General features: G+C 43.9%; 25 protein-coding genes. 11 read left to right on the top strand and 14 right to left on the bottom strand.

All coding sequences use genetic code 11. From position 1 onward, the window contains the following. The first annotated feature begins 3 nt into the window (after positions 1–3). The 6 genes from SCB77_RS06195 (at position 4) to SCB77_RS06170 (ending at position 6,287) form a co-directional block, all read left to right on the top strand. A complete protein-coding gene (locus tag SCB77_RS06195) occupies positions 4–1,164 on the top strand; it encodes a 1-deoxy-D-xylulose-5-phosphate reductoisomerase (protein ID WP_320185560.1) in 1,161 nt (386 codons plus the stop codon). Between the two features lie 139 nt (positions 1,165–1,303). Continuing rightward, positions 1,304–2,623: an RIP metalloprotease RseP gene (rseP, locus tag SCB77_RS06190; protein WP_320185559.1), complete on the top strand. Its 1,320-nt coding sequence runs from the start codon at positions 1,304–1,306 to the stop codon at positions 2,621–2,623. 50 nt (positions 2,624–2,673) lie between these two features. After that, positions 2,674–2,877 carry a YwbE family protein gene (locus SCB77_RS06185; protein WP_320185558.1) on the top strand — a complete coding sequence of 68 codons (204 nt, stop codon included), beginning with the start codon at positions 2,674–2,676 and terminating at the stop codon, positions 2,875–2,877. Positions 2,878–3,135: 258 nt separating this feature from the next. Further along, positions 3,136–4,236 (top strand): glutamine-hydrolyzing carbamoyl-phosphate synthase small subunit, encoded by a 1,101-nt coding sequence (gene carA / locus SCB77_RS06180; protein ID WP_320185557.1) that lies wholly within the window; start codon positions 3,136–3,138, stop codon positions 4,234–4,236. Positions 4,237–4,460: 224 nt separating this feature from the next. Then, entirely contained in the window at positions 4,461–5,759 is a 1,299-nt protein-coding gene (gene eno, locus SCB77_RS06175; protein ID WP_320185556.1) for a phosphopyruvate hydratase, read from the top strand. A gap of 225 nt (positions 5,760–5,984) precedes the next feature. Then, entirely contained in the window at positions 5,985–6,287 is a 303-nt protein-coding gene (locus SCB77_RS06170) for an FtsB family cell division protein (protein WP_320185555.1), read from the top strand. Between the two features lie 48 nt (positions 6,288–6,335). On the opposite strand, the gene SCB77_RS06165 is transcribed toward SCB77_RS06170, so the two are convergent. The 6 genes from SCB77_RS06165 to SCB77_RS06140 form a co-directional block, all read right to left on the bottom strand. Further along, positions 6,336–7,037, bottom strand: coding sequence for an FkbM family methyltransferase (locus SCB77_RS06165; protein ID WP_320185554.1), 702 nt, complete (start codon positions 7,035–7,037; stop codon positions 6,336–6,338). Positions 7,038–7,087: 50 nt separating this feature from the next. Further along, positions 7,088–8,452 (bottom strand): pyridoxal-phosphate dependent enzyme, encoded by a 1,365-nt coding sequence (locus SCB77_RS06160; RefSeq protein WP_320185553.1) that lies wholly within the window; start codon positions 8,450–8,452, stop codon positions 7,088–7,090. Positions 8,453–8,490: 38 nt separating this feature from the next. Continuing rightward, positions 8,491–9,306 (bottom strand): AMP nucleosidase, encoded by an 816-nt coding sequence (locus tag SCB77_RS06155; protein ID WP_320185552.1) that lies wholly within the window; start codon positions 9,304–9,306, stop codon positions 8,491–8,493. Positions 9,307–9,394: 88 nt separating this feature from the next. Next, positions 9,395–10,645, bottom strand: a complete 1,251-nt coding sequence (clpX, locus tag SCB77_RS06150) for an ATP-dependent Clp protease ATP-binding subunit ClpX (protein ID WP_320185551.1) — start codon at positions 10,643–10,645, stop codon at positions 9,395–9,397. An 11-nt stretch (positions 10,646–10,656) separates the two neighbouring features. Beyond that, positions 10,657–11,355, bottom strand: a complete 699-nt coding sequence (gene clpP / locus SCB77_RS06145; protein ID WP_320185550.1) for an ATP-dependent Clp endopeptidase proteolytic subunit ClpP — start codon at positions 11,353–11,355, stop codon at positions 10,657–10,659. Between the two features lie 57 nt (positions 11,356–11,412). Further along, on the bottom strand, positions 11,413–11,880 hold the full coding sequence (locus tag SCB77_RS06140; RefSeq protein ID WP_320185549.1) for a type I restriction enzyme HsdR N-terminal domain-containing protein: 468 nt from the start codon (positions 11,878–11,880) through the stop codon (positions 11,413–11,415). An 82-nt stretch (positions 11,881–11,962) separates the two neighbouring features. Between SCB77_RS06140 and holA the strand changes: the two genes are divergently transcribed. Then, positions 11,963–12,973 (top strand): DNA polymerase III subunit delta, encoded by a 1,011-nt coding sequence (holA, locus tag SCB77_RS06135; protein ID WP_320186610.1) that lies wholly within the window; start codon positions 11,963–11,965, stop codon positions 12,971–12,973. Here holA and SCB77_RS06130 read toward each other — a convergent pair. The 3 genes from SCB77_RS06130 to SCB77_RS06120 are packed head-to-tail and all read right to left on the bottom strand — an operon-like array spanning position 12,970 to position 16,203. Next, complete coding sequence (locus tag SCB77_RS06130; RefSeq protein ID WP_320185548.1) at positions 12,970–14,247, bottom strand: AI-2E family transporter; 1,278 nt, start codon at positions 14,245–14,247, stop codon at positions 12,970–12,972. The two genes, holA and SCB77_RS06130, sit on opposite strands and share 4 nt — an antisense overlap. 25 nt (positions 14,248–14,272) lie before the next feature. Continuing rightward, on the bottom strand, positions 14,273–15,448 hold the full coding sequence (locus tag SCB77_RS06125; RefSeq protein ID WP_320185547.1) for an MFS transporter: 1,176 nt from the start codon (positions 15,446–15,448) through the stop codon (positions 14,273–14,275). Next, positions 15,448–16,203, bottom strand: a complete 756-nt coding sequence (locus SCB77_RS06120) for a TrmH family RNA methyltransferase (protein ID WP_320185546.1) — start codon at positions 16,201–16,203, stop codon at positions 15,448–15,450. Before SCB77_RS06120 ends, SCB77_RS06125 begins: the two co-directional genes overlap by 1 nt. A 6-nt stretch (positions 16,204–16,209) precedes the next feature. Between SCB77_RS06120 and tamL the strand changes: the two genes are divergently transcribed. Then, complete coding sequence (gene tamL, locus SCB77_RS06115; protein WP_452654013.1) at positions 16,210–18,567, top strand: translocation and assembly module lipoprotein TamL; 2,358 nt, start codon at positions 16,210–16,212, stop codon at positions 18,565–18,567. Here tamL and SCB77_RS06110 read toward each other — a convergent pair. Continuing rightward, entirely contained in the window at positions 18,564–19,097 is a 534-nt protein-coding gene (locus tag SCB77_RS06110) for a hypothetical protein (protein WP_320185544.1), read from the bottom strand. The genes tamL and SCB77_RS06110 overlap by 4 nt on opposite strands. Before the next feature lie 216 nt (positions 19,098–19,313). Here SCB77_RS06110 and SCB77_RS06105 point away from each other — a divergent pair, with 216 nt between their 5' ends. After that, positions 19,314–19,574: a hypothetical protein gene (locus SCB77_RS06105; protein ID WP_320185543.1), complete on the top strand. Its 261-nt coding sequence runs from the start codon at positions 19,314–19,316 to the stop codon at positions 19,572–19,574. Positions 19,575–19,819: 245 nt separating this feature from the next. Here the strand turns inward: SCB77_RS06105 and SCB77_RS06100 are convergent, their stop codons facing one another. From SCB77_RS06100 to SCB77_RS06090, 3 genes are all read right to left on the bottom strand, one after another. Further along, positions 19,820–20,239 carry a hypothetical protein gene (locus SCB77_RS06100; RefSeq protein ID WP_320185542.1) on the bottom strand — a complete coding sequence of 140 codons (420 nt, stop codon included), beginning with the start codon at positions 20,237–20,239 and terminating at the stop codon, positions 19,820–19,822. A gap of 109 nt (positions 20,240–20,348) precedes the next feature. Further along, the gene (locus SCB77_RS06095) at positions 20,349–22,007 is read right to left on the bottom strand and encodes a M28 family metallopeptidase (protein ID WP_320185541.1); all 1,659 of its coding nucleotides are present in this window, start codon (positions 22,005–22,007) and stop codon (positions 20,349–20,351) included. Positions 22,008–22,033: 26 nt separating this feature from the next. Continuing rightward, positions 22,034–22,684 carry a sprT domain-containing protein gene (locus SCB77_RS06090; RefSeq protein WP_320185540.1) on the bottom strand — a complete coding sequence of 217 codons (651 nt, stop codon included), beginning with the start codon at positions 22,682–22,684 and terminating at the stop codon, positions 22,034–22,036. Positions 22,685–22,780: 96 nt separating this feature from the next. On the opposite strand from SCB77_RS06090, the gene porD reads away from it, so the two are divergent. Next, complete coding sequence (gene porD / locus SCB77_RS06085; RefSeq protein ID WP_320185539.1) at positions 22,781–23,674, top strand: type IX secretion system protein PorD; 894 nt, start codon at positions 22,781–22,783, stop codon at positions 23,672–23,674. Positions 23,675–23,681: 7 nt separating this feature from the next. Beyond that, positions 23,682–25,343, top strand: coding sequence for a DNA repair protein RecN (recN, locus tag SCB77_RS06080; protein ID WP_320185538.1), 1,662 nt, complete (start codon positions 23,682–23,684; stop codon positions 25,341–25,343). 42 nt (positions 25,344–25,385) lie between these two features. On the opposite strand, the gene SCB77_RS06075 is transcribed toward recN, so the two are convergent. Beyond that, positions 25,386–25,808, bottom strand: coding sequence for a hypothetical protein (locus SCB77_RS06075; protein WP_320185537.1), 423 nt, complete (start codon positions 25,806–25,808; stop codon positions 25,386–25,388). Between the last annotated feature and the right edge of the window lie 33 nt (positions 25,809–25,841).

Raw genomic sequence — 25,841 nt, 5'->3', positions numbered from 1 at the left:
ATTTTGAAAAAAAGAAATATTGCCATACTCGGTTCCACGGGAAGCATAGGTACGCAGGCCTTGGACGTGGTAAGGGCGTTTCCGGAGTTGTTGCAGGTGTCTGTATTGACAGCGGGAAATAACACGGACTTATTGATCGCACAAGCACTGGAGTTCAAACCTAAAGCGGTGGTTATCGTACGTCAGGATGGCTTTAAGGCGGTCAAAGAAGCCTTAGCGACGACGGACATTCAGGTGATGGCCGGAGAAGAAGCTTTGGAAGACGTGGTTCAGGATCCGGCTATTGATATGGTCTTGAACGCCATCGTCGGAGCGGCTGGCCTAAGGCCAACTGTCACCGCAATTGCACAAGGGAAGGATATTGCGTTGGCCAATAAAGAAACACTTGTTGTGGCTGGCGAATTGATTATGGGGTTGGTGCAGCAGCATCAGGTTGCTATGCTGCCGGTAGATTCCGAACATTCGGCTATCTTCCAGTGTTTGATGGGAGAGCAACAGAATCCTATCGAGAAGATCTATCTTACAGCCTCCGGAGGGCCTTTTCGTGGCAAGGATAGTAACTTTTTGTCCAACGTCACCAAAAATGAAGCACTGAAGCATCCCAACTGGGTGATGGGCGCTAAAATTACGATCGATTCGGCCTCGCTCATGAACAAAGGTTTGGAAGTCATTGAAGCAAAGTGGCTATTTGATTTGTCTGTAGAGCAGATTGATGTAATTGTGCACCCGCAATCGATCATCCATTCCATCGTACAATTTGCTGATGGATCTATGAAGGCACAAATGGGATTGCCTGATATGAAGTTGCCCATACAGAATGCATTGACATATCCTTCTCGGCAACCCAATAATTTCGAACGCTTTAATTTCTTAAACTATCCGTCGCTCACGTTCGAAAAGGCCGATACACAGACATTTCGTAATCTGGAATTAGCCTATCAGGCGCTACGGGATGGTGGTGATCGGGCTTGTGTGCTCAACGCCGCAAATGAAGTAGCTGTGGGAGCATTCTTAGAAGATCGGATTTCATTTTTGGGTATGAGCGATCTTATCGAAGCGACAATGTGTCAGCAAAAAAAGATAGAAAAGCCGACTTTAAGCGATTTATTGGCTATAGATCGTGAATCTCGCGTTGTGGCACAGAATTTAATAGGTAAACTGTAGTTAACAAGGTTTTATTTTTTACTTTTAAATTTTTACTTTTAGATAGATGTAATCGAATTCATGGCGTAGACTTTAACCTGTAAACATATATTGTCGAACGCCAAGTTTTGATTTTTCACCTTTTAATTTTTACTTTTTAATGGGAACATTAGTGATGATCGGGCAGGTGGTATTAGGCCTGTCAATTTTAATCATACTGCATGAATTGGGACACTTTCTAGCAGCGAGGGCTTTTGGTATCAAAGTAGAGAAGTTCTATCTTTTCTTCGATGCTTGGGGAGTAAAATTGTTCAAGTTTACCTATAAAGACTGTGAATACGGTATTGGATGGTTGCCCTTGGGTGGTTATGTGAAAATATCTGGAATGATCGATGAATCGATGGATACTGAACAGTTGAAACAGGAGCCCCAACCATGGGAGTTTCGTTCCAAACCCGCTTGGCAGCGCCTTATCGTGATGCTCGGAGGAATTATTGTTAACGTAATTCTTGGTATCCTTATCTTCTGGATGATGACCTTTAGTTACGGTGAGAATGATATCGACAACTCCAAGTTACAATATGGCGTGGTTCCCGGTATTATCGGTAAAGAAATCGGTATCCAACCCGGCGATAAAATCTTGGCCGTGAACGGCAAGCCCGCAATTAAGTTTTTGGGTGATGTGATGAGCTCAGAAGTACTGATGGGCGACGCCGTACTTACAATTGAGCGCGATGGAAATAAGCAGGAGCTTAAGGTTCCTGCGGATATCCTAAATGCCGTGGCAGAGCATAAGAAAAATGAATTTGTCAGTCCACGTCATCCCTTGAATAGCGTGAAGGATGTGGAAAAAGGATCGGTCGCCGAGCGGATGAATATCTTGAAGGGCGACAGTATTATTGCCGTGAATGGTAATACCACGCGCTTTTACGATGAATTCTCCGGTGCGCTGCGGAATAATATCGGAAAAACAGTGGAATTGTCATTGATTCGGCAAGGCCAGCAACTGAACGTAAAAGGAGCCATTGATTCGACTGCAGCTATAGGGGTAAACTTGGGCGCACCGCAGTTTCCAGAAATTGTGCAGCGATATGGCTTCATCGAGTCCTTACCGATAGGTGCTAGCAAAGCTTTCTCCGTGGTGACGGATAATATCAAAGGATTTGGTAAAATATTCAAAGGCGATGTGCGTGCCGACAAAGCTATTTCTGGTCCCGTAGGTATTGCCAAAATGTTTGGTACCGAGGTAAACTGGATTAAATTTTGGAGCCTAGTGGGCATGTTGTCCATGGCACTTGCCTTCATGAACTTGTTGCCGATTCCGGCATTGGATGGCGGGCATGTGATATTTTTGATCGTGGAGATGATCCAAGGAAAGCCGCTTAGCGATAACTTTTTGGAGAAGGCACAGATGATCGGTTTCTTTATACTTATCGCGCTTATTCTCTTTACTTTGGGTAACGATATTATTAAGTGGTAGATAACGGAATAGGGGAGTAGCACCTGCTGCTCTCCTTTATAAATAAAGAAATGGACGGAAAAACAAGAGCAAATATTAAACCGGGGATGTTGGTCAATATCGTATTAAAGAAAGATCAGCGTAGCGGAACCTTGACCGAAGGCATCGTGAAAGACCTCTTGACCTCGGCTGCCTTTCACCACCGTGGGATAAAGGTTCGTTTGCAGGATGGGCAGATTGGACGTGTACAGGAAATCATCGAAGACGATTTTTAAAGCGAAGATGATAGAAAACTTGGGTCTGTCACGATCACCCCTGCACAAGATCACTTTTTTACTTTTTAATTTTGCCTTTCTACTTTTAATATCTACCTTTGTCTCTCGTGAAAAATGGGGTAACATATCTCGTTGCAGCGAAGCAAATGGTCAATGTTTACATTGATTTACAGGATATTTGATTTTATTTTAGCCCAGTTGGGCTTTTTTTATATCTGCAGATTTATCATTAATAACACAATACTTTAAAATACAAGAATGACCAACTACAGTAAATTACCAGCCATTTTGGTGCTTGAAGACGGAACGGTTTATCATGGCAAGGCTGCCGGGAAAATTGGAACGACAACAGGTGAGATCTGTTATAATACAGGTACAACAGGTTATCAAGAGATTTTTACAGATCCGTCCTACTACGGACAGATTATGGTAACCACCAATGCGCATATTGGTAATTACGGTATCGACGAGGATGATACCGAATCGGACAAGATACAAATTGCCGGTTTGGTATGTAAAAACTACAATATCAACTATAGCCGTCAAATGGCGGATTCATCCATTCAGACCTATTTTGAGGAGCAAAATTTAGTGGGTATTTCTGATATAGACACCCGTTCATTGGTGCGTCATATCCGCGATAAAGGTGCCATGAATGCCATTATCTCTTCTGAAAACCTAGATGTGGAGTCGCTTAAAGCACAATTGGCGGAAGTTCCTTCCATGGAAGGTCTTGAGCTCTCGTCTGTTGTTTCTACTAAAGAGCCTTACTTTTATGGGGAAGAGAATGCGCCTACACGTGTCGCTGTATTGGACTTAGGAATTAAGAAAAACATCTTACGCAATTTTGATGCACGCCAGGTGTATGCAAAGGTATTTCCTGCCAAAACAACCTTCCAAGAGATGGAGGCATGGAACCCTGATGGTTATTTTATCTCTAATGGCCCTGGCGATCCGGCAGCCATAGTTTACGCTATCGAAACAATCAAGGAGATTGTTGAAGCAGAAAAACCGATGTTCGGTATATGTCTAGGACACCAGATGCTCGCTTTGGCAAATGGCATTCGTACACAAAAGATGCACAATGGGCATCGTGGAATCAACCATCCGGTAAAGAATATCATTTCTAACCGTTGCGAGATTACTTCGCAAAACCATGGTTTCAGCGTGGTGGCTGAAGATATTGAAAAGTCGGACAAAGTAGAGGTGACACATGTCAACCTAAACGATAACTCGATTGAAGGTATTCGGTTGAAAGGCAAGAAAGCTTTCTCGGTGCAATATCACCCAGAGTCTTCTCCAGGCCCGCATGATTCGCGCTACCTGTTCGATGACTTCATTGCTATGATCAAAGCATAAATTTTATATAAAAGGCCAAACGCGTGTTTGGTCTTTTTTTGTGATGTTGATTCACAACGGCGAAGCGACAGATTGTGCCTTCTCAATCATAGTCCTACAGACAATTTTTACGGAAAATATAATTGTAGGTAAATTTTAGGTAAGTTTGAATATACTAAGTATAAATGCTATCTTAGTGTTGATTATACACTAAGTTGGGAAATTGAAAAAGACAAAATAAAAAAATGAGTTTAATTATTGATGTTCATGCGCGTCAGATTCTTGATTCGCGCGGTAATCCTACGATCGAAGTAGATGTAACCACTCAAAATGGATTTGTTGGACGTGCAGCGGTTCCTTCTGGAGCTTCTACAGGTATTCACGAAGCTGTTGAATTACGTGATGGCGATAAATCAAAATACTTGGGTAAAGGTGTTTTGAAGGCTGTTGACAACGTTAATACAACAATCGCGGAAGCCTTGAAAGGCGTTGATGTTTTCGAGCAAAACACGATCGACAAAATCATGATCGATTTAGACGGATCGGAAAACAAAGGTGTATTGGGCGCTAACGCTATTCTTGGCGTTTCTTTAGCCGTGGCTAAAGCTGCAGCACAAGAGTCTCACCAACCGTTGTACCGTTATATCGGTGGTGTGAACGCAAACACGTTGCCTATTCCGATGATGAACATCATCAATGGTGGTTCTCACTCCGATGCGCCTATCGCTTTCCAAGAATTTATGATTATGCCTGTTGGCGCTCCTTCATTTTCGGAAGCATTGCGTTGGGGAACTGAGGTGTTCCATACCTTGAAAAAACTTCTTCACGACAGAAACCTATCTACTGCTGTAGGTGACGAAGGTGGTTTCGCTCCAACTTTCGATGGTACGGAAGATGCGTTGGACACGGTGTTGAAAGCAATCGAAACTGCTGGTTACACACCTGGTCAAGATATCTGTTTAGCTTTAGACTGTGCTTCTTCTGAATTCTACAAAGACGGTAGCTACAACTATGCTAAATTCGAAGGTGATAAAGGTGCTATCCGTTCTAGCGAAGAGCAAGCTTCTTACCTTGCTGAATTGACAGAGAAATACCCGATCATCTCTATTGAAGATGGTATGGCAGAAGACGACTGGGCTGGTTGGAAAACATTGACCGAAAAAATCGGCGATCGCGTGCAGCTTGTTGGTGATGATTTGTTCGTAACAAACACAAAACGCTTACAACAAGGTATTGATAACGATACAGCAAACTCTATTTTGGTAAAAGTGAACCAAATTGGCTCATTGACTGAAACAATCAACGCGGTTACACTAGCACAGAACTCTGGTTATACCTCAGTGATGTCTCACCGTTCTGGTGAAACAGAAGATGCAACCATTGCTGATTTAGCAGTAGCATTGAACTGTGGACAGATCAAAACAGGTTCTGCTTCGCGTTCTGATCGTATGGCTAAATACAACCAGCTATTGCGTATCGAAGAAGAATTGGGTGTGAACGCTCGTTTCATCGGCAAAAACTTTAAATACGCGATCAAGAAATAATTGATCAACGTCATTGTATAAAAAAAGGCGTCCCTACAGTTTATCATTTATGATAGATTGCTAGGGACGCCTTACTTTTTAGCTATATTACGGTTGATTAAACTTTATTATGTTTGATGTATCGATATGCTTATTTTCTTGCGCGACAATATGTATGATCCGTACAGGAGTAGAAAGTGAGCGAAATTCTACGTAAGTTTAAGGAGATATGATTAACTTTGTTGTATGGAACGATTTCTAACACTTATCCGAAACAAGTATCTGATTGCAGGGGCGGCTTTTGTCGTTTGGATGTGTTTCTTTGATCGTTATGATGTCAGTACGCAATTTGCCTACCAGCAAGAAAAAATCAAGCTAGAAACAGAAAAGGCTTTTTATGAAACCGAGATTGGGCAAATGGAGAAATCTATTAAAAACGCACAGTACAATCCTAGCGAGATACAGCGTATCGCACGGGAGCGTTATAAAATGAAAAAGGATAACGAAGATGTATACGTTATCCAAGAAGTCGAGCCTAGCGACGATTAAGCTTTTCGTTAAATCTGGTTTTTCTACAGGTTGTCCGAGTTTCTTGCTTTATACTTTAATCAACGATATTTCCTGATAGGTGTCCGAAATGGCGAATATCCGGTAGCCATGGTCATAGAGCGTTTGAAAAAAACGTTCGCCCTTTTCGCGGCCATCTTCGAAGAAGCGTTCATGCGTTTCTAACAACAATTGCTTGATTGGGATACCTGCCTGCAATATACTTTCAATTACTACATACTCCGAGCCCTCAATATCCATTTTCAATACATCGATAGCTTGGTGTCCTGTATCCAGAAGGATGTCTGCAAAGCTTTTTAAGGGAACAGCAACATAATCTTCCTCACTGACCAGCTTGTGGTCAAAAACGCTGCCTGATACATGGTCCTTATTTTTGGGGAGATGAAATTTTACTTCTTCTGTTTTCGTGCCTAAACCAACCGGATAGAAATGAAACTGTTTCGGCAATTGCTGCTCGCCTATCCAAGTGATAGATTTAGGCGTGGGGTCAAAACCAAATACCTGACACTGGTGGGCTTGTATAATAGCCTTGTCAAATGATACATCCTGACCGATACCGAAAGAGTAAACAATGGAATCTTGGTGGAGCACATCGGGGTGTACATAGAAACCTCCATAGTCGCTACCATACCATCGTTTAGCGATACGATGTTCGATGTCAATAAAGGCTATTTTACCGATTCTTGCTTTAATCCAGTATTCAAACCGTTTAAGTTTACTGTTTCTTTCCATATATGTGCAGATTTAATTTGGTATACAGCTTCTGCTGTATGGTATAACGACTAAATCTCGGAAATAGCATTGATAATATCGTACTGTGTAATGATATTTATTTTTCCTGACTGATCTTCTACCAATACGGCTTGGTTATCTTTGTCGATTAGGGTCGAAATCTTATCGATAGAAGTGTTAAGGTCAACAAAAGGAAAGCCTTTGCTCGCAATGGTTTCCACAGGAGCAGATTTTAAGGCTGCATTGTCTAAGAGCGCATTCAAGATGTCCGATTCCGTTACCTTGCTGATCACCATCCCTTGCTGCGTTACGGGGATCTGGGAAATATTTAACGCTTTCATGAGATTAAACGTTTCCATGATGCTGTGCTGCACATCGGCAGTAACGGTATCCTGATGACCACGTTTTGCTAAGATTGCTTTGGCCGTTAGCTTTTTATCCTGCAAGAAGCCGCGTTCGCGCAGCCAATCTTCGTTATACATCTTGCCCATGTAGCGGGATCCGTGATCATGAAAGATCACCACAACGAGATCGTCCGCCGCTAGAGAATGCCCCAGCTGTAGCAATCCGGCAATCGCTGAGCCTGCCGAGTTTCCAGCAAATATACCTTCTTGACGTGCAATCTCCCGCGTCATCAGTGCTGCGTCTTTATCGGTCACTTTCTCAAAGTGATCAATCACGGAAAAGTCTACATTGGCGGGCAAAAAATCTTCACCAATACCTTCGGTGATGTACGGATATATTTCGTTTTTATCGAGTATGCCCGTTTCCTTATATTTTTTAAATACGGAGCCATAGGTATCGATTCCCCAAACTTTAATGGACGGATTTTTTTCGCGTAGATACCGAGCTGCACCCGATATCGTTCCTCCAGTGCCTACCCCGACGACCAAATGGGTAATCTTCCCTGCAGTTTGTTCCCATATCTCGGGACCCGTTTGTTCATAATGTGCCTGCGCATTGGAAGGGTTGTCATACTGATTGGCCTTCCAGGCATTAGGCACTTCTTTTTCCAAGCGGCTAGAAACCGAATAATATGATCGGGGATCTTCCGGTGCCACATTCGTTGGGCATACGATTACCTCCGCGCCGAAGGCGCGCAGCGCATCGATTTTTTCTTTAGACTGTTTATCCGTCGTTGTGAAGATACAACGGTAACCCTTTACCACCGCCGCCATGGCCAAGCCCATTCCGGTATTACCTGAAGTGCCCTCGATAATCGTTCCTCCAGGTTTGAGCAAACCCGATTTTTCCGCATCCTCAATCATCTTGATAGCCATTCTATCTTTGATCGAATTTCCCGGATTGGTAGTTTCGATCTTTGCCAGAATGGTTCCCTGCAGATGCTTCGTTACTTTGTTGAGTTTGACTAAAGGCGTATTGCCAATGGTTTCCAAGATGTTGTTATACCACATACGACGAATGTATCGAGCTATCCGCGGTATAGCTCTTTTTAAAATTTCAGATGTTTCACCGTCAATCCGTTATTGATGAGTTGTTTTAATGCATCGATACCGATGTTCAGGTGTGTTTCCACGTATTTTGCCGTTACCGCCAAGTCACTCTCGGAAGTTTTTACGCCCTCCGGTACCATCGGCTGATCGGATACCAATAATAACGCACCCGTAGGAATTTTGTTTGAAAAGCCAACACTAAAAATGGTTGCTGTCTCCATATCTACCGCCATCGCGCGAATAGAGCGGAGGTATTTTTTAAAGGCCTTGTCGTGTTCCCACACGCGGCGATTGGTGGTATATACCGTTCCCGTCCAATAGTCTCTAGAATAGTCTCGAATCGTCGTTGAAATAGCTTTCTGTAGAGCAAAGGAAGGAAGGGAAGGAACTTCTTGCGGAAAGTAGTCATTGGATGTACCTTCGCCGCGGATAGCTGCAATAGGAAGAATCAGTTCGCCTACGGGAATCTTTTTCTTCAGACCGCCTGTTTTCCCCAAAAATAAAACGGCTTTTGGGTTGATGGCCGAAAGAAGATCCATGATTGTTGCGGCCATGGGGCTACCGATACCAAAGTTGATGATAGTTATTCCGCCTGCCGTGCAGGCCTGCATCGCTTTGTCTTCACCATAGATGGGGGCATTGTCGTTCATTTCCGAGAACATCTTCAGGTATTTCGAAAAATTGGTCAATAGCACATAAGGTTCAAACTCTTCCAGTGGGCAGCCGGTGTAGCGGGGCAACCAGTTGTTCACAATGTCTTTCTTTGATTTTAATCCCGGCGTGATGGGCGTTTCTACTGTTTTCTTTTTTGTCATATATATTGTTTTTATGAAACCATAGGGCCATTCTTTCTAGCCCTTTATTATACAAAAAATCCCTCAGCAGGCTGAGGGATTTTGTTTCTTATGCAACTTGTAGCTTTTTGATGTCTGATTTAGCAAACTTCTTTTTGGCATAGTCCAAATTGATGTGGAAGGTTTTCTCGCCGCTGTCTTCCTTGGTGGATGGTATTTCGAACATCGCATCCAGCATAATCGCCTCGCAAATACTTCGCAGGCCACGGGCACCAAGTTTAAACTCCCAAGCTTTATCCACGATAAAGCTGTAGACCTCCTCGTCAAAGACCAGTTCTACACCTTCATATTGGAATAGTTTCATATATTGTTTAATCAGCGCATTCTTCGGCTCTGTCAATATACTCAACAGTGTTTCCTTGTCTAACGGGTTCAGGTAAGTCAATACCGGTAAGCGTCCGATCAATTCCGGGATAAGCCCGAAGTTTTTCAGATCCTGTGGCGTGATATACTTATATAGATTCGTAAGATCGATATCTTCTTCATCTTCCTTCATCTTGTAACCCACCGTCTGCGTACGTAAACGGTTTGCAATTTTCTTTTGTATACCGTCAAAAGCACCACCACAGATAAAGAGGATGTTGCTAGTGTTTACGGAAATCATCTTCTGATCAGGATGCTTACGTCCACCTTGAGGTGGAACGTTGACATTGGTGCCCTCCAAGATCTTCAATAATGCCTGTTGTACACCTTCGCCTGATACATCACGCGTGATGGATGGATTGTCGCTCTTACGTGCTATCTTATCGATCTCATCGATGTAAATGATGCCGCGTTCAGCTGCTGCCACATCGTAATCCGCCGCTTGCAACAAGCGAGTAAGAATACTTTCCACGTCTTCCCCAACATATCCTGCTTCTGTTAAGACCGTCGCATCAACAATACAGAAAGGTACGTTAAGGATCTTGGCTACCGTTTTTGCCAATAAGGTCTTACCTGTCCCGGTTTCGCCAACAATAATCAAATTTGATTTTTCAATCTCGATTTCGTCTTTGTCTACCTTTTGGTTAAGCCTTTTGTAGTGGTTGTACACGGAAACTGATATGACCTTTTTCGCGTCATCCTGCCCGATTACATATTGGTCAAGGTGTTGCTTGATCTCCATGGGGCGCACCAGCTTCAACGTGGTCTGCAAGGACTTACTCTTGCGCTGCTTAAGCTCCTCGGCAAGGATCTCGCCAGCTTGCGTAACACATCGATCACAAATATGAGCGCCGTCACCCGCAATAAGCATCTGCGCATCATTTTTGCTGATGCCGCAGAAAGAGCAACGGATATCTCTGTTATTAACCTTACTCATTGATTAATTTGTTATTTTACGTCTTTTTTCGGTAGTAATACCTCATCAATCATACCAAATTCTTTCGCTTCGGCCGCTTTCATCCAATAATCGCGATCCGATGATTTTTCTACCCATTCATAAGACTGTCCCGAATGCTCAGAAATAATGGTATATAATTCTTCTTTTAATTTCAACATTTCACGCAAGTTGATCTCCATGTCGGAAGCAACACCCTGTGCTCCGCCTGAAGGCTGGTGAATCATCACACGTGAATGACGCAATGCAGCTCTTTTACCTTTAGCTCCTGCCACCAATAACACCGCACCCATAGAAGCAGCAATACCGGTACAGATAGTAGCCACATCAGGCGAAATATATTGCATCGTATCATATATGCCTAAACCGGCATATACACTTCCTCCTGGAGAGTTAATGTAAATTTGAATGTCACGTTGTGCGTCGGTAGATTGTAAGAAAAGCAATTGTGCTTGTACAATATTTGCTACCTGATCGTTGATGCCATCCCCCAAGAAGATGATTCTGTCCATCATTAAACGGGAGAATACGTCCATTTGGGCTACATTCATCTGACGCTCTTCAATAATGTAAGGCGTGAGGTTGGTCGGCATGTTTTGCTGAACACGGGAGATGTAACCGTCTACATGTTGGCTGCCGATACGGTGATGTTGAATGGCATATTTTCTGAATTCGTTTTTATCTATGTTCATCGCTAATGTTTTTTCCTTTTCTAAAAGACTAATATAAAACTATAATTTTAATCTCTACTACAAATTAAGCGCCGAATTATAATTTGGCAGTTCCTGTAAAAAATAAAAATTGTTCTCTACAAAGTCTATCTTGCAATAATAGTGCTCCATGCCATTGCTAACCAAAAGTAAGGGTATCCGATGGATGCTGTTGTAGTTGGCTATTTGCTGGAAAACGCTTTCGGTAATTTTGACAGTTGGCGCCTTAAACTCTGCCAAAAGTATCTTCTCGCCCGCATTGTTGTATATCAATAAATCGCTTCGTTTTTGGAGACTGTTCAGTTTCAAGCCCCCTTCAATTTGCATCAACGCTTTAGGGTACTGTTTGTGGTTGTGCAGATAGTGTATCCAGTGCTGCCTTACCCATTCTTCTGGTGTCAACACTAGATCCTTTTTTCGCAGCTCGTCAAAAATAAAGAGCTTACTTTCCTTTTGTGTGATTTTTGATAAATAGGGTGGTAAATTTAGCGGAATGGGCTCAAACATGAGCAAAAATACAATTATTTCCGCTCTCAACAAAATTGTTGGGCGGCGGACAATCCCATTTAAATTCGTATTTTCGTCTGCTATGAATGTGAATGCGATCCTTACCGATATAAAAAAGAGAAAGTTCAGCGTGGTCTATCTGTTGCACGGCGACGAATCCTATTATATTGATTTGATTAGTGATGCGCTGGAAAAAGAGGTGTTGAGCGATGCTCAGAAGGGATTTGATCAAACCGTGCTATACGGCAAGGATAGTAGCATTGTGAACATCGTCAATGCGGCCAAACGATATCCGATGATGAGCGATCATCAATTGATTATCATTAAGGAAGCGCAGGATTTGAAATGGAAGTCGGAAGAAGAATTGCTGCTCAAGTATGTGGAGCGTCCAACGCCGAGTACCATCCTCGTCATCGCCTACAAATATGCTAAGTTTGATAAGCGCAAAAAGATCTATAAAGCTTTTGAAAAGACAGGAACCGTGGTCGAATCTGCCAAACTTTACGACAACAAAGTGGGGGAATGGATCGTTGATCAATTTCGAACTTCTAACAGGGCGATACACCCGCAAGCTGCAGCTATGATGGCTGACTACTTGGGGACGGATCTCTCCAAGATCGCGAATGAGATTGATAAGCTTTTGTTAAATGTGCCTAAGGAGCAGGAAATACAAGCCCTACATATCGAGCAAAATATTGGAATCAGTAAAGATTTTAACGTATTTGAACTGCAGTCGGCACTCGCAAAGCGCAATGTGGTCAAAGCGATCCAAATTGTGGATTACTTTGTGGCTAATCCGAAATCGAATCCCTTGCCGATGGTCATTGGCAACTTGGGGACTTATTTTACGAAGATTTTAAAATACCACTACCTGCCAGATAAATCTCCGCAGGTAGCGGCTAAGCAATTGGGCGTACATACTTTCTTTCTCAAGGAGTATGAAGGAGCTGCCCGTAATTTCAACCGTCGGAAAACCTTCGATATCATCCATCAGCTCAGTGCATATGACTTAAAAACCAAAGGTATGGATGTTGGCCCTTTTACAGATAGTGGCGACATCCTGCGAGAACTGGTGTTTAAAATCCTGAACTAGTCAGGATTTTTTTCTTGTTCGTTGTCTTTTTCCTTTGGTAACGCTTCGTAGGGATTATCTGCTGATTCGTGGATTTCCTTATAGCGCATCGTTGTGGTAGGCACGGTATCATCGGTTTCGATATCTATGTCGATCTTCACTTTTGTTTCCATTTTGGGCTTACGCACGATTCCCCATTTTATCAGGAGTTCTTGTGTAGCGTTAATTTTCAGGTGCTCCTTTTCCGGTTCGCCAATAAGGAATCCGAAGGCCTGCATAGAAGGGATGGCATCAAATAATACTTTGATAGTTGCCGTGAGCGGTAGTGCTAGAATTAATCCAGAAAGACCGAAAAGCATGCCTCCCAATAAGATGGCAATGATGGCCATCAAGGGATTGATGCTGACCTTACTGCCGACAATATTTGGCGTGATAATGTTTCCTTCCAAAAACTGAACCATTTGAAACCATGCAATAACACCCACCGCATACCAAGCGCTGTCTTTTACGGCCAACGCAAACAATGCGGGTAAAATCGAGCCTATTGCAATACCGATATAGGGAAGCAGCATCAACAAAGATGCTAAGGTGCCAAAGAACCAGGCATATTCAATGCCCATTACCATGAGACCAATGGTGTTCAAGACCGCCACAATACCCATCACCGTTACTAAACCAAGCAAGTAGCTTTGCACGACCGTGTAAATTTTATTCAATGTTTCATGTACTTTGGATTGGGAGGTGCTTTTGAAAGCCTTGAAAAAGAACTCCCTAAAGAAGTCGCGATAATACAGCAGGAAAAAGCTAAATAGTGGCACCAACACCGTGCCGGCAAGTATGTTACCGATCGATCCGAAAGTAGCGGAAGCCATGGCTCCGGCATTGGACATCATCTTATCTCCCTGATCGCGCAATTGATCCATCATGGTGTTACGTTGCACGTTAAAAGTAGTTTCCACCCAACGTTGGGCGCGATCTAACACCGACATCACTTTAGCAGTAATCGCGGAGGCGTCTTTTCCGATGATAATACTTTGGTGAACAATAAACCAACCGATAAAATAAAGAAAGGCGATTGCTACGACGACCGATAATATGGCAGATGTTGCTTTGCCCAAGCGAAGTCTTTCAAATAAGCGTGCCAAGGGGTAAAGGGAGATGGCAATCAGTATGGAAAAAAGAAGTGGTATAAGAACTGTTTGGGTAGCGTACATGAACCCTAACAACAACGCTAAGGCAAGCAAACTCGAGGCCAGATCGAGCGCGTAGGGAAATTTTTTTGAGTTATTCTCCATGAATAATTGTTTTTTTATTAAACAGTTAAGTGATCCTTTTGTTTTTGCGATTCCAGAGGATAACGTAGAAAAAAGCAAGTAGGATAATAAAGCTGTTGACCATAAAGATGTGCGGAATACGCTCGAGGTGGTCGGCATATACATAGCCCGCCAACAGCGCACCACCACCGATACCGATTTCCAGCGCGATGTACATCGTGGCCATCGCCTTGCCGCGATGTTGCGGCAAACTCAGATCTATCGTCCAAGCGTTGACGGCCGGCGACAATACGCCCGTGCCTATACCATAGATCACGGCACCGATAATCAATCCGTCCACCGAGCTTCCCAATCCGATCAGAAGCACGGCTAGCGCCACGATGAACAGGCCGACTATCATCACCTTAATGCGTCCATAACGATCGGCCACCTTGCCGGAAATAAATCGAATCATGATGGATGATAAGGTGTAGGCGGTAAAAAAGAGACCTTTATTGCCGATCCCTAAATGATCGCTCCAGTCGGGGATTAAGGTCAATATGACACCATATCCTGTATAGGAGAGGAGCGTCACTACCGCTGCAGGAATCACACGCCATTCTAATACTTCATCACGCTTTATCTTAAGCATCGACAAGGAGAAGGACTGTTTGTCCTGCAACGTTTCCCGCATATTGATCACGATGACTATGGAGAGTACTGCGAAAAGGGAAGAACTGTAAAACATGGGGTTGATCCCATAGTTTTGCGCAATGAAGCTTCCTATGGCGGGACCTATGGCGCCCCCAATGCTGAAGCATAATCCATGCATGCCGAGTGCTTCGCCCCATCGGTTCTGCGGAATGATATCGGCTACATAAGCCGAGGTGGCCGTGGGTTTGAATCCAGTGGAGAAACCATGCACCAAGCGCAAGAGAAAGAAAAAAGCGACCGAGCTGATCACCGGGTAGAGAAATCCACACACGAAGCAGACGATAGATCCCACGGCCATCACGGGCACGCGCCCCCAACGGTCGGTCAGTTTGCCGCTAAAGGGCCGTGAAATACCCGCCGTGAGGGTAAACAAAGCGATGATCAGCCCTTTGTGTTCACCGCCTCCCATTTTGCTCAAATGGCTAGGGAGCTCAGGAATAATCATATTGAAGCTTGCCGAGAATAGCAGGGAGCTAAGGCAGAGTAGAGCAAAAGGGAATGTATAGATGGATTTTGTTTGATCGACCATTACTTTCTTTCCAACCGTTGACGCGCCAATTCAGAACAAAAAATCGTCGTAGCTACCGCAACATTCAACGATTCGGCCTTCCCGATACGTGGTATGGTTACCGCATGGTCAATTGCCGATAGCAGCGGCTTGCTTATCCCGTTGCCCTCGTTGCCCATCATAATCAGGCCGGCTTCTCCAAAATCGGTTTCGTAAATCGAATTCCCATCGAGCAATGCCCCATAAGTAGGCAGGTCGGCGGTAGAGATAAAATCTGAGAGATCGGTGTAGGTAATTGCTACTCGGGAGAGCGAGCCCATCGTTGCCTGTACCACCTTTGGGTTGTAGGCGTCGACGGTACCTACGGAACATATGATATGCCGTATACCGAACCATTCTGCCGTTCGGATGATGGTTCCTAGATTTCCTGGATCCTGTATGTCGTCCAATAGTAAGCTATGCTGTTGCCGTATGTGGATCCAGTCGAGCGTATGCTGCTCGGGCAAATTGAACAGGGCCACCACACCTTGCGGATTGTTTAATAGCGATATTTTCTGCAATTCGGAGGCACTGACGGTTATACATTTTATATTCTGCTGTAAATTGTCCATTTTTGCCTGAGCTTCCGCGGTGGCAAAAAGACTATGGAGCTGGTAATCGGAGGAGATAAACTCCGAAACCGATTTCAAGCCTTCCACTATAAAAAGACCATGTTGTTTGCGAAATTTTTTGTGCTGCAATGACGTTATTAAACTGATTTGTGCTTTTGATAACATTGCTTGATGATTAAAAAAGATATTTTTTTTGCTTTTGCAAGTATAACGCTTTTGTTGCTAATTTTAGCATCGTGCCGTTCCGCGAGATACTTGAATGAAGATCAAGCACTGGTCACCAAGGTCAGTATTGAAGGGGTAACGCCCGCACTCAAAGAAAGTGCAGCAGCCTATGTATCCACCGAAGTAAGGCCAAATTCCCGGTTAAATCTCAGCATATATAATGTGTTCAACACGAAGGATGGCGCCTATAAGCGCGATGGTATACGTAACGTTGGTGAGCCTCCGCATATCTTGGATTCTTCGCTGGTCGACCTTTCCGCTAAGCAAATCAATCGTTTCTTACAGACGAAAGGCTATTTTAATGCAACAGTGGTACCTCAGGCACTGGTGAAAAAGAAAAAGGCGGCCGTGCAGTTTGATGTGGAATTGGGCCAACCCTTTCTTTACGGCAGCATCACCCAGCAAGTCGCAGATCCAGCCATCGAGAAGGTTTACCGAACAGAGGTTCTTCCTTTTGCAAAGGCTAAACCGGGAAAGCAATTTGATAGCGCAGATCTGCTGGATGAAAGAGAAGCGATGTACAATAAACTGAAGGAATATGGTTACTACGAATACTTGAGGCAATACATGCGGGTGGGGATCGATACCAACAAGGTTTCCAAACAGGCGGATCTACAGTTGTCTATACAGGATCCTACGGATAGTACAAAGCATGTGGTGTACTATGTCGATAGTGTGTTTGCCACCGTAAGGCTGCCTTACGGACAATTTGGAAATGGGAAACCAAAGAGCTATCGGGATTCTACCTTATCTATTCAATACCACGACGAAACGGGCCGCTTTAGACTTCGGCCCTTAGCGCAGTATATGTATGTACGCTCTGGTATGCGCTACAACATGAAGAAAGAAAACCAAGCCTACGATAGGCTTTATGAAACTAACGGTTTTCGAAATATTAAGATCAACTACCAAAAAGTAGATTCCAACCGGCTGCATGTGCGGTATGAACTGACACCGCGACCTGTTATGGCCAACCAAGTGGAAGGTGAGTTTACGTTTAGTTCGGGGATGAGTGGTTTTAATGTGGGAAATACATTTTCCCATCGCAATGTCTTCGGCGGAGCTGAGCAATTGGAAGTAAAGTTACGATATGGTGTGCTGTTCGACCCGCGTTTGGACGGCAGTTTGGCCAGTAAGATTTTCAACAACGATTTTCAGGTTGGGGTAAACCTCATAGTCCCTCGACTGATGACGCCTTTTGAGAATTCTAGCTCGGGAACCTATGGGCTGCCGCGCACCACATTTTCCAGCACGGTACAGCTCTTTCAGCAGGATGGTACGTATGCGAATCGTTACTTCACCAATACTTTAAATTACATTTGGTATAGTGGCGTAAATTCACAGCATAGTTTGACGCCCGTCTCCATCGAGTACCGACAGGGACGCCTCAATGCCGATTTTGCACGCCGATTGGAAGAGGAGGGATACCAACTTTATATTCAGAGTAACAACCGCGAGTATTTTGGCCTAGGCGCGCAATATGCGTTTACCTATAATGCCAAACGGCTTTTGCGCTTGGAGAATTTCAACTACTTCCGCGTGGGGCTCGAAAGCAGTGGTAACCTTCTGGGGCTAGCAGGCAATCTATTTCATTTCACCACATCCAACGATGGAGAGAAGCAATTGTTCGGTGTGCCTTACCTGCAGTATGCGAAGGCTGAGTTGGACTATCGTTGGTATAAACACTTGTCGGGAAATAGGCAATTTGTTTTTCGTTTTAATGGTGGTGTGGCCGTGCCGTATGGTAACAATTCCGAACTGCTGATTTTTGAAAAAAGCTTTTACGGTGGTGGTATGAACGGCATTCGAGCTTGGCAGGCGCGCACGCTGGGACCCGGAAATTATGATCGCAGCGGTTTAACTGAACAATTAAGATTGAACTTGCGGAACCTCGATCAGCTGGGCGAGGTCAAGCTGGAAGCGAATGCGGAATATCGTTTTCGATTGCTCAACAAGTTTTTAGGCGCCAAATTGAATGGAGCTACCTTCTTGGATGCGGGGAATATTTGGCTGTTGCGCGACAATGAATTTGCTCCTTCCGGAGAAGGAACTTTCAAAGCAGATCGGTTTTTGTCCCAGATTGCATTGGGTACCGGATTCGGACTACGCCTAGATATGGATTACTTTATTATTCGTCTCGATGCCGGACTTAAATTGAAAGATCCCCAGTTTGCTGGTAGCAAACAGTGGGTCATTAAAGAATTTTTTAACGCTCGGGAATTTAAGCAGGCTTTTTATGAGACCCGCCGACCCGATCGCTATAATTTTATCCAATACAACTTTAGTGTAGGACTTCCTTTTTAAATCAATCCTTTGATAGCGATAAAGATACTTTCGATGATCTTGCTTAGGTCTAATCCTTTCGAATAATTAAAATAGGCATATACTAATGCCAGCACCACAAGCACCGTTAGAAAGCGTTTAAAAAGATAACCTATAAGTAGCAAGGCGGCGGGAATGATCAAGAGCAAGAGGCCATAGATCTTAAAAGGCTTTAACGCTCGCTCGGATTTATGGATGTAGTATAGTTTTCCGATAGAATCGTCTTGGTTTTTATGCTTAAAAAATACAAAGGTAGAAGAGGCTAGGGGATGTTTCACAACAGCGACCCCGTCATGAAAGGATAGATCTTGCTGAAAACCATTTAGTTCAAAAACAAAGGTGCCGTTGATATTTTCTAAGGGCTGTTCTGCACTATCGACAGCTATGATGGCCAGCTTTCCGTTTTGCGTCAAGTTTTCTTTTACAATAAAATTTGCGATACGTTGCGGTTGTGCCGCAGCAAGCATCGTTGAGGCCAACGAGATAAGGGCTATATAAAGTATTTGCTTCACGATTTCACGATTCTTGCTACAATAATAATTAAAATTTGGCTGTTTTAAGACCAATACTTTTTCTCCGCAGGGGATAAAAGGTCCATCCACCTCCTGCAAGAAAGTTCCCGTTCACATCCTCTAAAGAGCTTCATGCGACGGACTTTTAAGTTTTTATTTTTGACATTTGGGTATTTCTTCCGTACATTTGCCCTAGTTAAAAAAGATTACACGGATATGGAAAATACAGCGTCGCAAAGACCAGCCAAAAAAACAGATAATAACGCGAATCGTACAGAGTATTACGTTACACTTACGGTTGCTATTGTGATTGGTTTAGTTGGAGTATTCATTAGATTTGTTCCTGATGTTCTTCCCGCTTTAGATCAATTTACGTTTATGTTTTCGTTGATCGCTAACGTCGCTATGATTGTTGCTACGATCATCGCATTCAAAGTGGTTTTCGGAATCTTGGGATTTGGTAAAAATAGAGATTAGTTTTTCTAGAAAATATACATAAAATGGGAAGGTGTCTAGTAAGGCACCTTCTTTTGTTTTATATAGTGCCCTCGAATCATAAAACCCAACTAGTCAAAAGTAACGGTTCCTGACAGGCGATATAGAGTTTCTAGCTAGCGATAAAGGTGGTCATTCCAGCTGCAACAGATACTGCCAAAGTGGAGCTAAGCCAATAAAAAAGCCCAAGTTGAAAAACTTGAGCTTCTTAATAAATAAAATATCCTCTAGCCGTTGATCAATGACCAGGTGCTCCAAGGAATTCTAGATAAAATAAGGATCAATCCGAGGATATAAAAAATCAAGACTGTTTTGTTTGCTTTTTTTGCGTCTGCGATCTTTTTGGATTTGATATAGCCCACACTAATCAATACGATAGCCAAGATCATCATCAAGGGGTGCTCCAAAAAATAAAGGCGCGACAAGCTATTCTTCATGTTCTCACCAGAAAATGCCTGTATACCCAGCGGCGATACAAAGTATATGATCAATCCGACAAGCAATTGCAGGTGGGAAGAAATAAAACCTATTAACGCTATTTTACGGTTGTAAGGTTTGTTTCCTAAATAGTTTGAAAGGGTAATCACGATCGCAATCACTAAAGCTAGCAATAACACTACTGCCAGGGTCGAATGTAAATGTTTCATTCCTGTTAACTTAAATTAAAATTTGTACATTATCTCTTCTCTAAAATACAGCTTCCGTCCGTGAGGTGTTCCGCTGTGCGGCAAATTTGAACTTGCCCTGACAAAGGTACTATTTTGCAAGTCGCTTGTCGCTTATTTCTTTAAATTCTGACTGCTTTTTGAATGTAGGAAATGTTTTCTCCATACTCATTGTGTAGCCAATGTCGAAAAATAGACGGATATCTTGCAGGATGCCGCCAAAGTCCCAATGGTCATCCACTTCGTCGGCCACTGTATGATAGCGGCCCGCTAGCGCCTCTTTTCGTGTTGCATTTGCCGTAGAATCTGCCGAGATTAGCTCGCTACCACTACCCATGAACAGTCCCGGCACACCTACCTTCACAAAATTGAAATGATCCGAGCGGTAGAAGCCACCAGATGAGGGATTGCCTTCTCCTTTGACAATACGGCTAAACTTGGCTGCTGAGCGTTCCACATAATCCTCTATTTCCGTTTGACCACGGCCAACGATAGATACATCACGTGTAGCCCCCGCTGCACTAAAAGCATCCATATTGAGGTTGGCAACCGTTTTATTTAATGGAAAAACGGGGTTTTGGGCATAATAGTCGGAGCCTAACAAGCCCTCTTCTTCTGCGGTGACGGCTAGAAAAACAATCGTGCGCTCGGGCTGAATTTTAGCTGCTTTGAATGCTTTTGCTATTTCGAACAAGGCCGAAACGCCTGCAGCATTGTCAATAGCACCGTTATAGATAGAGTCGCCGTCTACGGCCTCTCCAATGCCCAAATGATCCCAATGTGCGGTGTAGATGATGGTTTCATCGGCACGCTTGCTTCCCGGTATCTGGGCTATAACATTGTTCGAGCTAGATTTGCGAATATTGTTTTTTAGCTGTACCGAGGTGTTCACGTTCAAAGGAACAGGCTTAAACCCTTTTCTTTTAGCTTGGTCTTGTATATCTTTAGGTTGTCCGGCTAAGGCAAATAGCTTGGCAGCAGTGGCACTGCTTATCCATCCTTCGAATGAGGTAGCCTTTGCGGCACTGGTGTTTTCCACGAGGCTCAGTTGTGGCCCCGACCAACCGCTACGCACGACATTCCAACCGTAGCTCGCCGCTTCGGTGTCGTGGATGAGCAGCACGCCTGCTGCACCTTGACGGGCAGCTTCCTCATATTTGTAAGTCCAACGGCCATAGTAGGTCATGGTATCCGCCTTGAAGAGGTTTTTGTCGTAATGGCCAGGATCGCTCACTAGGGCGACCACTGTTTTGCCTTTTACGTCGATACCTTCATAGTCGTTCCATCCAAATTCGGGCGCTACAATGCCGAAACCAACAAATACCAGTTCGGAGGCCGGTATATTGATTTGCTCATCCAGTCGACGACTGCCGATTACGTAGTCCTCGAGGTAGGCGGCCGAAAAAGAACCTGATTTTCCTTGAAATGTTAGGCTTTTTTGCAAGGGCATGGATGCCGTTTCTACCATCGGCACCTCTTGAAAGTAGCTGCCTTTGTTGCCGGGGTCCAAGCCGAGGGCTTTAAACTGTTCTTCAATGTAGTTGACGGTTAAGGTGTCCCCTTTGGTAAAGGGCTTCCTTCCCAAGAAGTTATCTGACGAAAGCGTTTTTACATAGTTGCTGTAACTTTCTTCACTAATGGCTGCCATGGCAGTGCTGTCAAGCTGCGTCGCGTCAAATTTCCCGTCTTGCTGCTGGCAAGAGAACAGGAGGGGCAGGGCGCCAGATAAAAGAAATAGTGTTTTCTTCATGTTGGTTGCTAGGTTATATTGAAAATTTACGGATGAAGTCCTTCTGGGCTCATACTGTTGTATTCCGGTAGGACTACAACTTCGGCTATTGGATGGAATAGGTATATCTTTTTTGTCGCTAATTCCACACATTTGTAGCGCTTTCTTAATTTTTCCTTTTTTTGAAACACACGACCGTCGTTAAGCACAAAAATACTATTCTCTTCAATGTCTTCGACGGTTGTCAGTCCCTTTTCACTTGCCTTATCATAGCCTTTCAAGGTACGATAGAGGTGCAGATCTGTACAACTGGATGCGGCGGGATTATCCATGTACCGAGCAATAGCCAACAAGATATCAGACGGGAATATGGACAGTTGTAAGAAAGGGTACATCAATTCCTTGTAGCTGGATTTCCATTCCACACCGTGGGGCTTCACTTTGTTTTTATACCGTTGCCAGGTTCGCAGGTGCGCAAATTCGTGGATGGTCGTGATCAGAAAAGCGTAAGGATTGAGATCATGGTTGATGGATATTCGGTGGGGCGCTCCTCGAAAAGGCGCCGTGTAGTCGCCCAATTTCGTTCTTCGGCTTCGAGCGATACGAAACTGGCAGCCCGTGTCGTTGATCCACGTGGAAATAATGGGAGCTGCTGCAGCAGGCATATATTTGCTCAGTTGTTTGGAAAAATCTGCCATCGCTTGCAAACTTATTATTTTTATTTGATAAACTGCGACTGCAGCATTTCCGATGCTCCCTGAATTAATTATATTTGATAGCTTAATATGGTCCGCATGAGAATATGTCTGCTATTCCTTTTCTGTTGTTTGTTCTTTGCCCCTTCTCGGGCGCAGGAACTGAACATGCGTGTCGAAATACAGTCTCCACAAGTGCAGAATACCAATAAAAGGGCTTTGGATATGTTGAAAAAGGTCGTGCAGGATTTCCTTAATAACCGATCTTGGACCGACCTGAAAATCGATCCCCGAGAACGGATAGATGGTGCTATTTTGATTACCATTTCCGAATGGGACGGCTCTAAAAATTACAAGGCTTCGGCGCAAGTGTTTTCCTACAGGCCGGTATACGGAACAAATTACAGTACCACAATTTTAGCCTACAACGACCGCAATTTCAATTTTTCGTATGTGGAGGGCGAGCAGCTGGATTTTAATGAAAACAGCAATCTTAATGGACTATCATCTTTGCTGGCATTTTATGCTAATATTATTGTTGGTATGGATTGTGATACCTTCAAGATGTACGCAGGAAACAAATATTTAAATGCAGCGCGCACTATACTTAATACGGCACAGGGAAATCCGGAAGAAGGTTGGCGATCAATGGAATCGTTGGTGAATAGATATTGGCTAATCAATAATCTATTGGATAGACGTTATCAACCCTATCGGGAATTTGCCTACGAATACCATATTAATGGCCTGGACAGAATGAGCCAAGATGAAACGAAGGCAAGACAAACCATGGTTTCCCTTTTGGCTAAGCTGCTGGAAGTCGATCGTAACAACACCGGTAACGTGCTGACTTCAGTATTGTTTGCCGCCAAAGCGGATGAGCTGGTAGGCGTTTATAGCAAATTGCCCGGAAATGAAGGTGCACGTGTTTTCAATACCTTGGTTTCACTTGATCCGAGCAATACGACGAAGTACGAGCTTTTGAAAAAATAAAAGAATTATGCTGACGAGACTATTTATCAGGAACTATGCACTGATTGAAAATTTAGATATTCAATTTGATGCCGGCCTGAATATCATTACAGGAGAGACGGGAGCGGGAAAGTCCATTATTATGGGCGCTTTGGGCTTGATTCTGGGAAATCGAGTAGAGGGAAAGCACTTCTTTCGCGACGATCAAAAGTGCGTAATCGAAGGCTATTTCAAGCTTGATGCCTACAACTTAAAGCCCTTTTTCGAGGAAAACGATTTGGAGTATGAGGCGGAAACGATCATTCGAAGAGAGATCGCGGTGGATGGTAAATCCCGCGCTTTTGTCAATGATTCGCCGGTCACCCTGAACGTGTTGAAAGCCTTGGGCGAATTGCTTATTGATATTCATTCCCAGCATGCAACTCTACAGTTAAATACGGAGCGGTTTCAATTGATGGTGCTCGATAGCATGGCGAAAAACCAGGATGTGCTTGAGGCATACCGCGCCGCATTGCGCCAATACAAGGATCAGCTTGCTCAGCTAGAACAGTTGCAGAACGAGATTGCGAGCACCAATGCCGAGCTGGACTTTAACCAGTTTCAATTTGATGAATTGCAACAAGCCCAATTGCAACTTGGGGAGCAGGAGCAGCTGGAGGAGGAAGTTAATCAGCTGGAAAATGCCGAGGAAATCAAACGAGGGCTGTTTGGCGCATCGCATCTGTTGGATGAGCAAGAGCTTTCCGTTAATCAAGCAATCAAGGAAGTGCTACAGCATCTGCAAACCGTGCAGCGTTATTTACCCTCCGTTGCGACTTTGACCGAACGCTTACAGAGCGCACAGATAGAGATTAAAGATATTGCACAGGAAGTGCAGATGTTAGGGCAGGAGGTGCATATGGATGAAAATCGTTTGGCCGTGGCCAACGAGCGCTTGAGTCTGCTGTACAACTTGCAGAAAAAACATCGTGTTGATACCGTTGCTGCATTATTGGATCTACAAAATGAATTGGAGCAAAAGATCTTTGCGGTAGCGAATAGGGAAGAAAAAGTGGCACAATTGCAAAAAGAGGTGGCGGATAGCCTGCTACTGCTGAAAGAAGAAGGTAGCCGTTTGCATGAATCACGTGTGTCGGTGCAAGGGGAGGTACAGGAATACGTACAGTCTTTGTTGTCTGAGGTCGGGATGGGAAATGCCCAACTGAGCGTCAGCCTGACCGAGCTTCCGGTAGAACGCTACAAGACTACGGGCGGAGATGAAGTGCAATTTTTGTTCTCGGCCAACAAGGGGCAGGCATTGCAAGCTATACATCGCGTAGCATCGGGCGGTGAGCTTTCTCGGGTCATGTTGGCGATAAAATCCTTGGTAGCCAGTCGTTCGGCATTGCCAACCATTATTTTTGATGAGATTGATACCGGTATATCGGGAGAGGTAGCCTTAAAGGTAGGTCAAATCATGGAACGTCTTTCCAGTAATATGCAGGTGCTAGCTATTAGTCACTTACCGCAGATCGCCTCCAAAGGATCTGCTCACTTCAAAGTATACAAGGTGGATGATACGGAGAAAACGCGCACGAATATTGTTCTGCTGGAACCGCAAGAACGCGTGCTAGAAGTGGCGCAGATGTTGAGCGGTGCAAACCCGGGGGAATCAGCACTGAAGCATGCGCAGGAGCTTATCGAAGGATAAAAAAAGAGGCTTTAGTTCAAACTAAAGCCTCTTTTTTATTTTTTACTCAACAAAATCTGCTTCGGTAAGTGATATTTTAAAGAATGCCCGCTGTGGTACTGGCACATTGATGCCTTCTTCAAGAAGTGGATCTTGCGCAAATACAGTCAAAGACCCAGCGGTATATTCATAGTTATATGAGACCCCATCGATTGTTGCTGGTAACGTGTTGTAATTACTTTCATTATCAAAAGAAATAGCGACGTTAACTATACCTTGTTTCACATAGTAATCCGTTAGCTCCGGCACGCTTAGCGGGACAAATTTGCTAGTTGTCGAATTTTGGACATTTTGCCATTGATTCGCATCACGTGAGTAAACCATTGTAATACTCGGAACCACTGTATCATAATACTCTTTCGTACAGCTTGTGCCAACTGCTAGCGTAGCCGTACCTAATAAAAAGGCTAATAGAATTTTTTTCATGTGTATTGTGTTTAAGTTTTATTAAAAGTATCG

The sequence above is a fragment of the Sphingobacterium bambusae genome (assembly GCF_033955345.1).
Lineage (GTDB): Bacteria > Bacteroidota > Bacteroidia > Sphingobacteriales > Sphingobacteriaceae > Sphingobacterium > Sphingobacterium bambusae.
This window is presented reverse-complemented; position numbering and strand designations above follow the sequence as displayed.

What these genes read in the sequence shown, in the direction of transcription:
- recN (WP_320185538.1), top strand. Translation starts at nt 23,682, where the DNA reads ATGCTGACGAGACTATTTATCAGGAACTATGCACTGATTGAAAATTTA.
- SCB77_RS06185 (WP_320185558.1), top strand. Translation starts at nt 2,674, where the DNA reads ATGGACGGAAAAACAAGAGCAAATATTAAACCGGGGATGTTGGTCAAT.
- eno (WP_320185556.1), top strand. Translation starts at nt 4,461, where the DNA reads ATGAGTTTAATTATTGATGTTCATGCGCGTCAGATTCTTGATTCGCGC.
- SCB77_RS06160 (WP_320185553.1), bottom strand. Translation starts at nt 8,452, where the DNA reads ATGTGGTATAACAACATCTTGGAAACCATTGGCAATACGCCTTTAGTC.
- SCB77_RS06165 (WP_320185554.1), bottom strand. Translation starts at nt 7,037, where the DNA reads ATGGAAAGAAACAGTAAACTTAAACGGTTTGAATACTGGATTAAAGCA.
- tamL (WP_452654013.1), top strand. Translation starts at nt 16,210, where the DNA reads ATGATTAAAAAAGATATTTTTTTTGCTTTTGCAAGTATAACGCTTTTG.
- carA (WP_320185557.1), top strand. Translation starts at nt 3,136, where the DNA reads ATGACCAACTACAGTAAATTACCAGCCATTTTGGTGCTTGAAGACGGA.
- SCB77_RS06075 (WP_320185537.1), bottom strand. Translation starts at nt 25,808, where the DNA reads ATGAAAAAAATTCTATTAGCCTTTTTATTAGGTACGGCTACGCTAGCA.
- SCB77_RS06125 (WP_320185547.1), bottom strand. Translation starts at nt 15,448, where the DNA reads ATGGTCGATCAAACAAAATCCATCTATACATTCCCTTTTGCTCTACTC.
- SCB77_RS06130 (WP_320185548.1), bottom strand. Translation starts at nt 14,247, where the DNA reads ATGGAGAATAACTCAAAAAAATTTCCCTACGCGCTCGATCTGGCCTCG.
- clpX (WP_320185551.1), bottom strand. Translation starts at nt 10,645, where the DNA reads ATGAGTAAGGTTAATAACAGAGATATCCGTTGCTCTTTCTGCGGCATC.
- SCB77_RS06090 (WP_320185540.1), bottom strand. Translation starts at nt 22,684, where the DNA reads ATGGCAGATTTTTCCAAACAACTGAGCAAATATATGCCTGCTGCAGCA.
- SCB77_RS06095 (WP_320185541.1), bottom strand. Translation starts at nt 22,007, where the DNA reads ATGAAGAAAACACTATTTCTTTTATCTGGCGCCCTGCCCCTCCTGTTC.
- holA (WP_320186610.1), top strand. Translation starts at nt 11,963, where the DNA reads ATGAATGTGAATGCGATCCTTACCGATATAAAAAAGAGAAAGTTCAGC.
- SCB77_RS06170 (WP_320185555.1), top strand. Translation starts at nt 5,985, where the DNA reads ATGGAACGATTTCTAACACTTATCCGAAACAAGTATCTGATTGCAGGG.
- SCB77_RS06105 (WP_320185543.1), top strand. Translation starts at nt 19,314, where the DNA reads ATGGAAAATACAGCGTCGCAAAGACCAGCCAAAAAAACAGATAATAAC.
- rseP (WP_320185559.1), top strand. Translation starts at nt 1,304, where the DNA reads ATGGGAACATTAGTGATGATCGGGCAGGTGGTATTAGGCCTGTCAATT.
- SCB77_RS06140 (WP_320185549.1), bottom strand. Translation starts at nt 11,880, where the DNA reads ATGTTTGAGCCCATTCCGCTAAATTTACCACCCTATTTATCAAAAATC.
- porD (WP_320185539.1), top strand. Translation starts at nt 22,781, where the DNA reads ATGAGAATATGTCTGCTATTCCTTTTCTGTTGTTTGTTCTTTGCCCCT.
- SCB77_RS06100 (WP_320185542.1), bottom strand. Translation starts at nt 20,239, where the DNA reads ATGAAACATTTACATTCGACCCTGGCAGTAGTGTTATTGCTAGCTTTA.
- SCB77_RS06155 (WP_320185552.1), bottom strand. Translation starts at nt 9,306, where the DNA reads ATGACAAAAAAGAAAACAGTAGAAACGCCCATCACGCCGGGATTAAAA.
- SCB77_RS06120 (WP_320185546.1), bottom strand. Translation starts at nt 16,203, where the DNA reads ATGTTATCAAAAGCACAAATCAGTTTAATAACGTCATTGCAGCACAAA.
- clpP (WP_320185550.1), bottom strand. Translation starts at nt 11,355, where the DNA reads ATGAACATAGATAAAAACGAATTCAGAAAATATGCCATTCAACATCAC.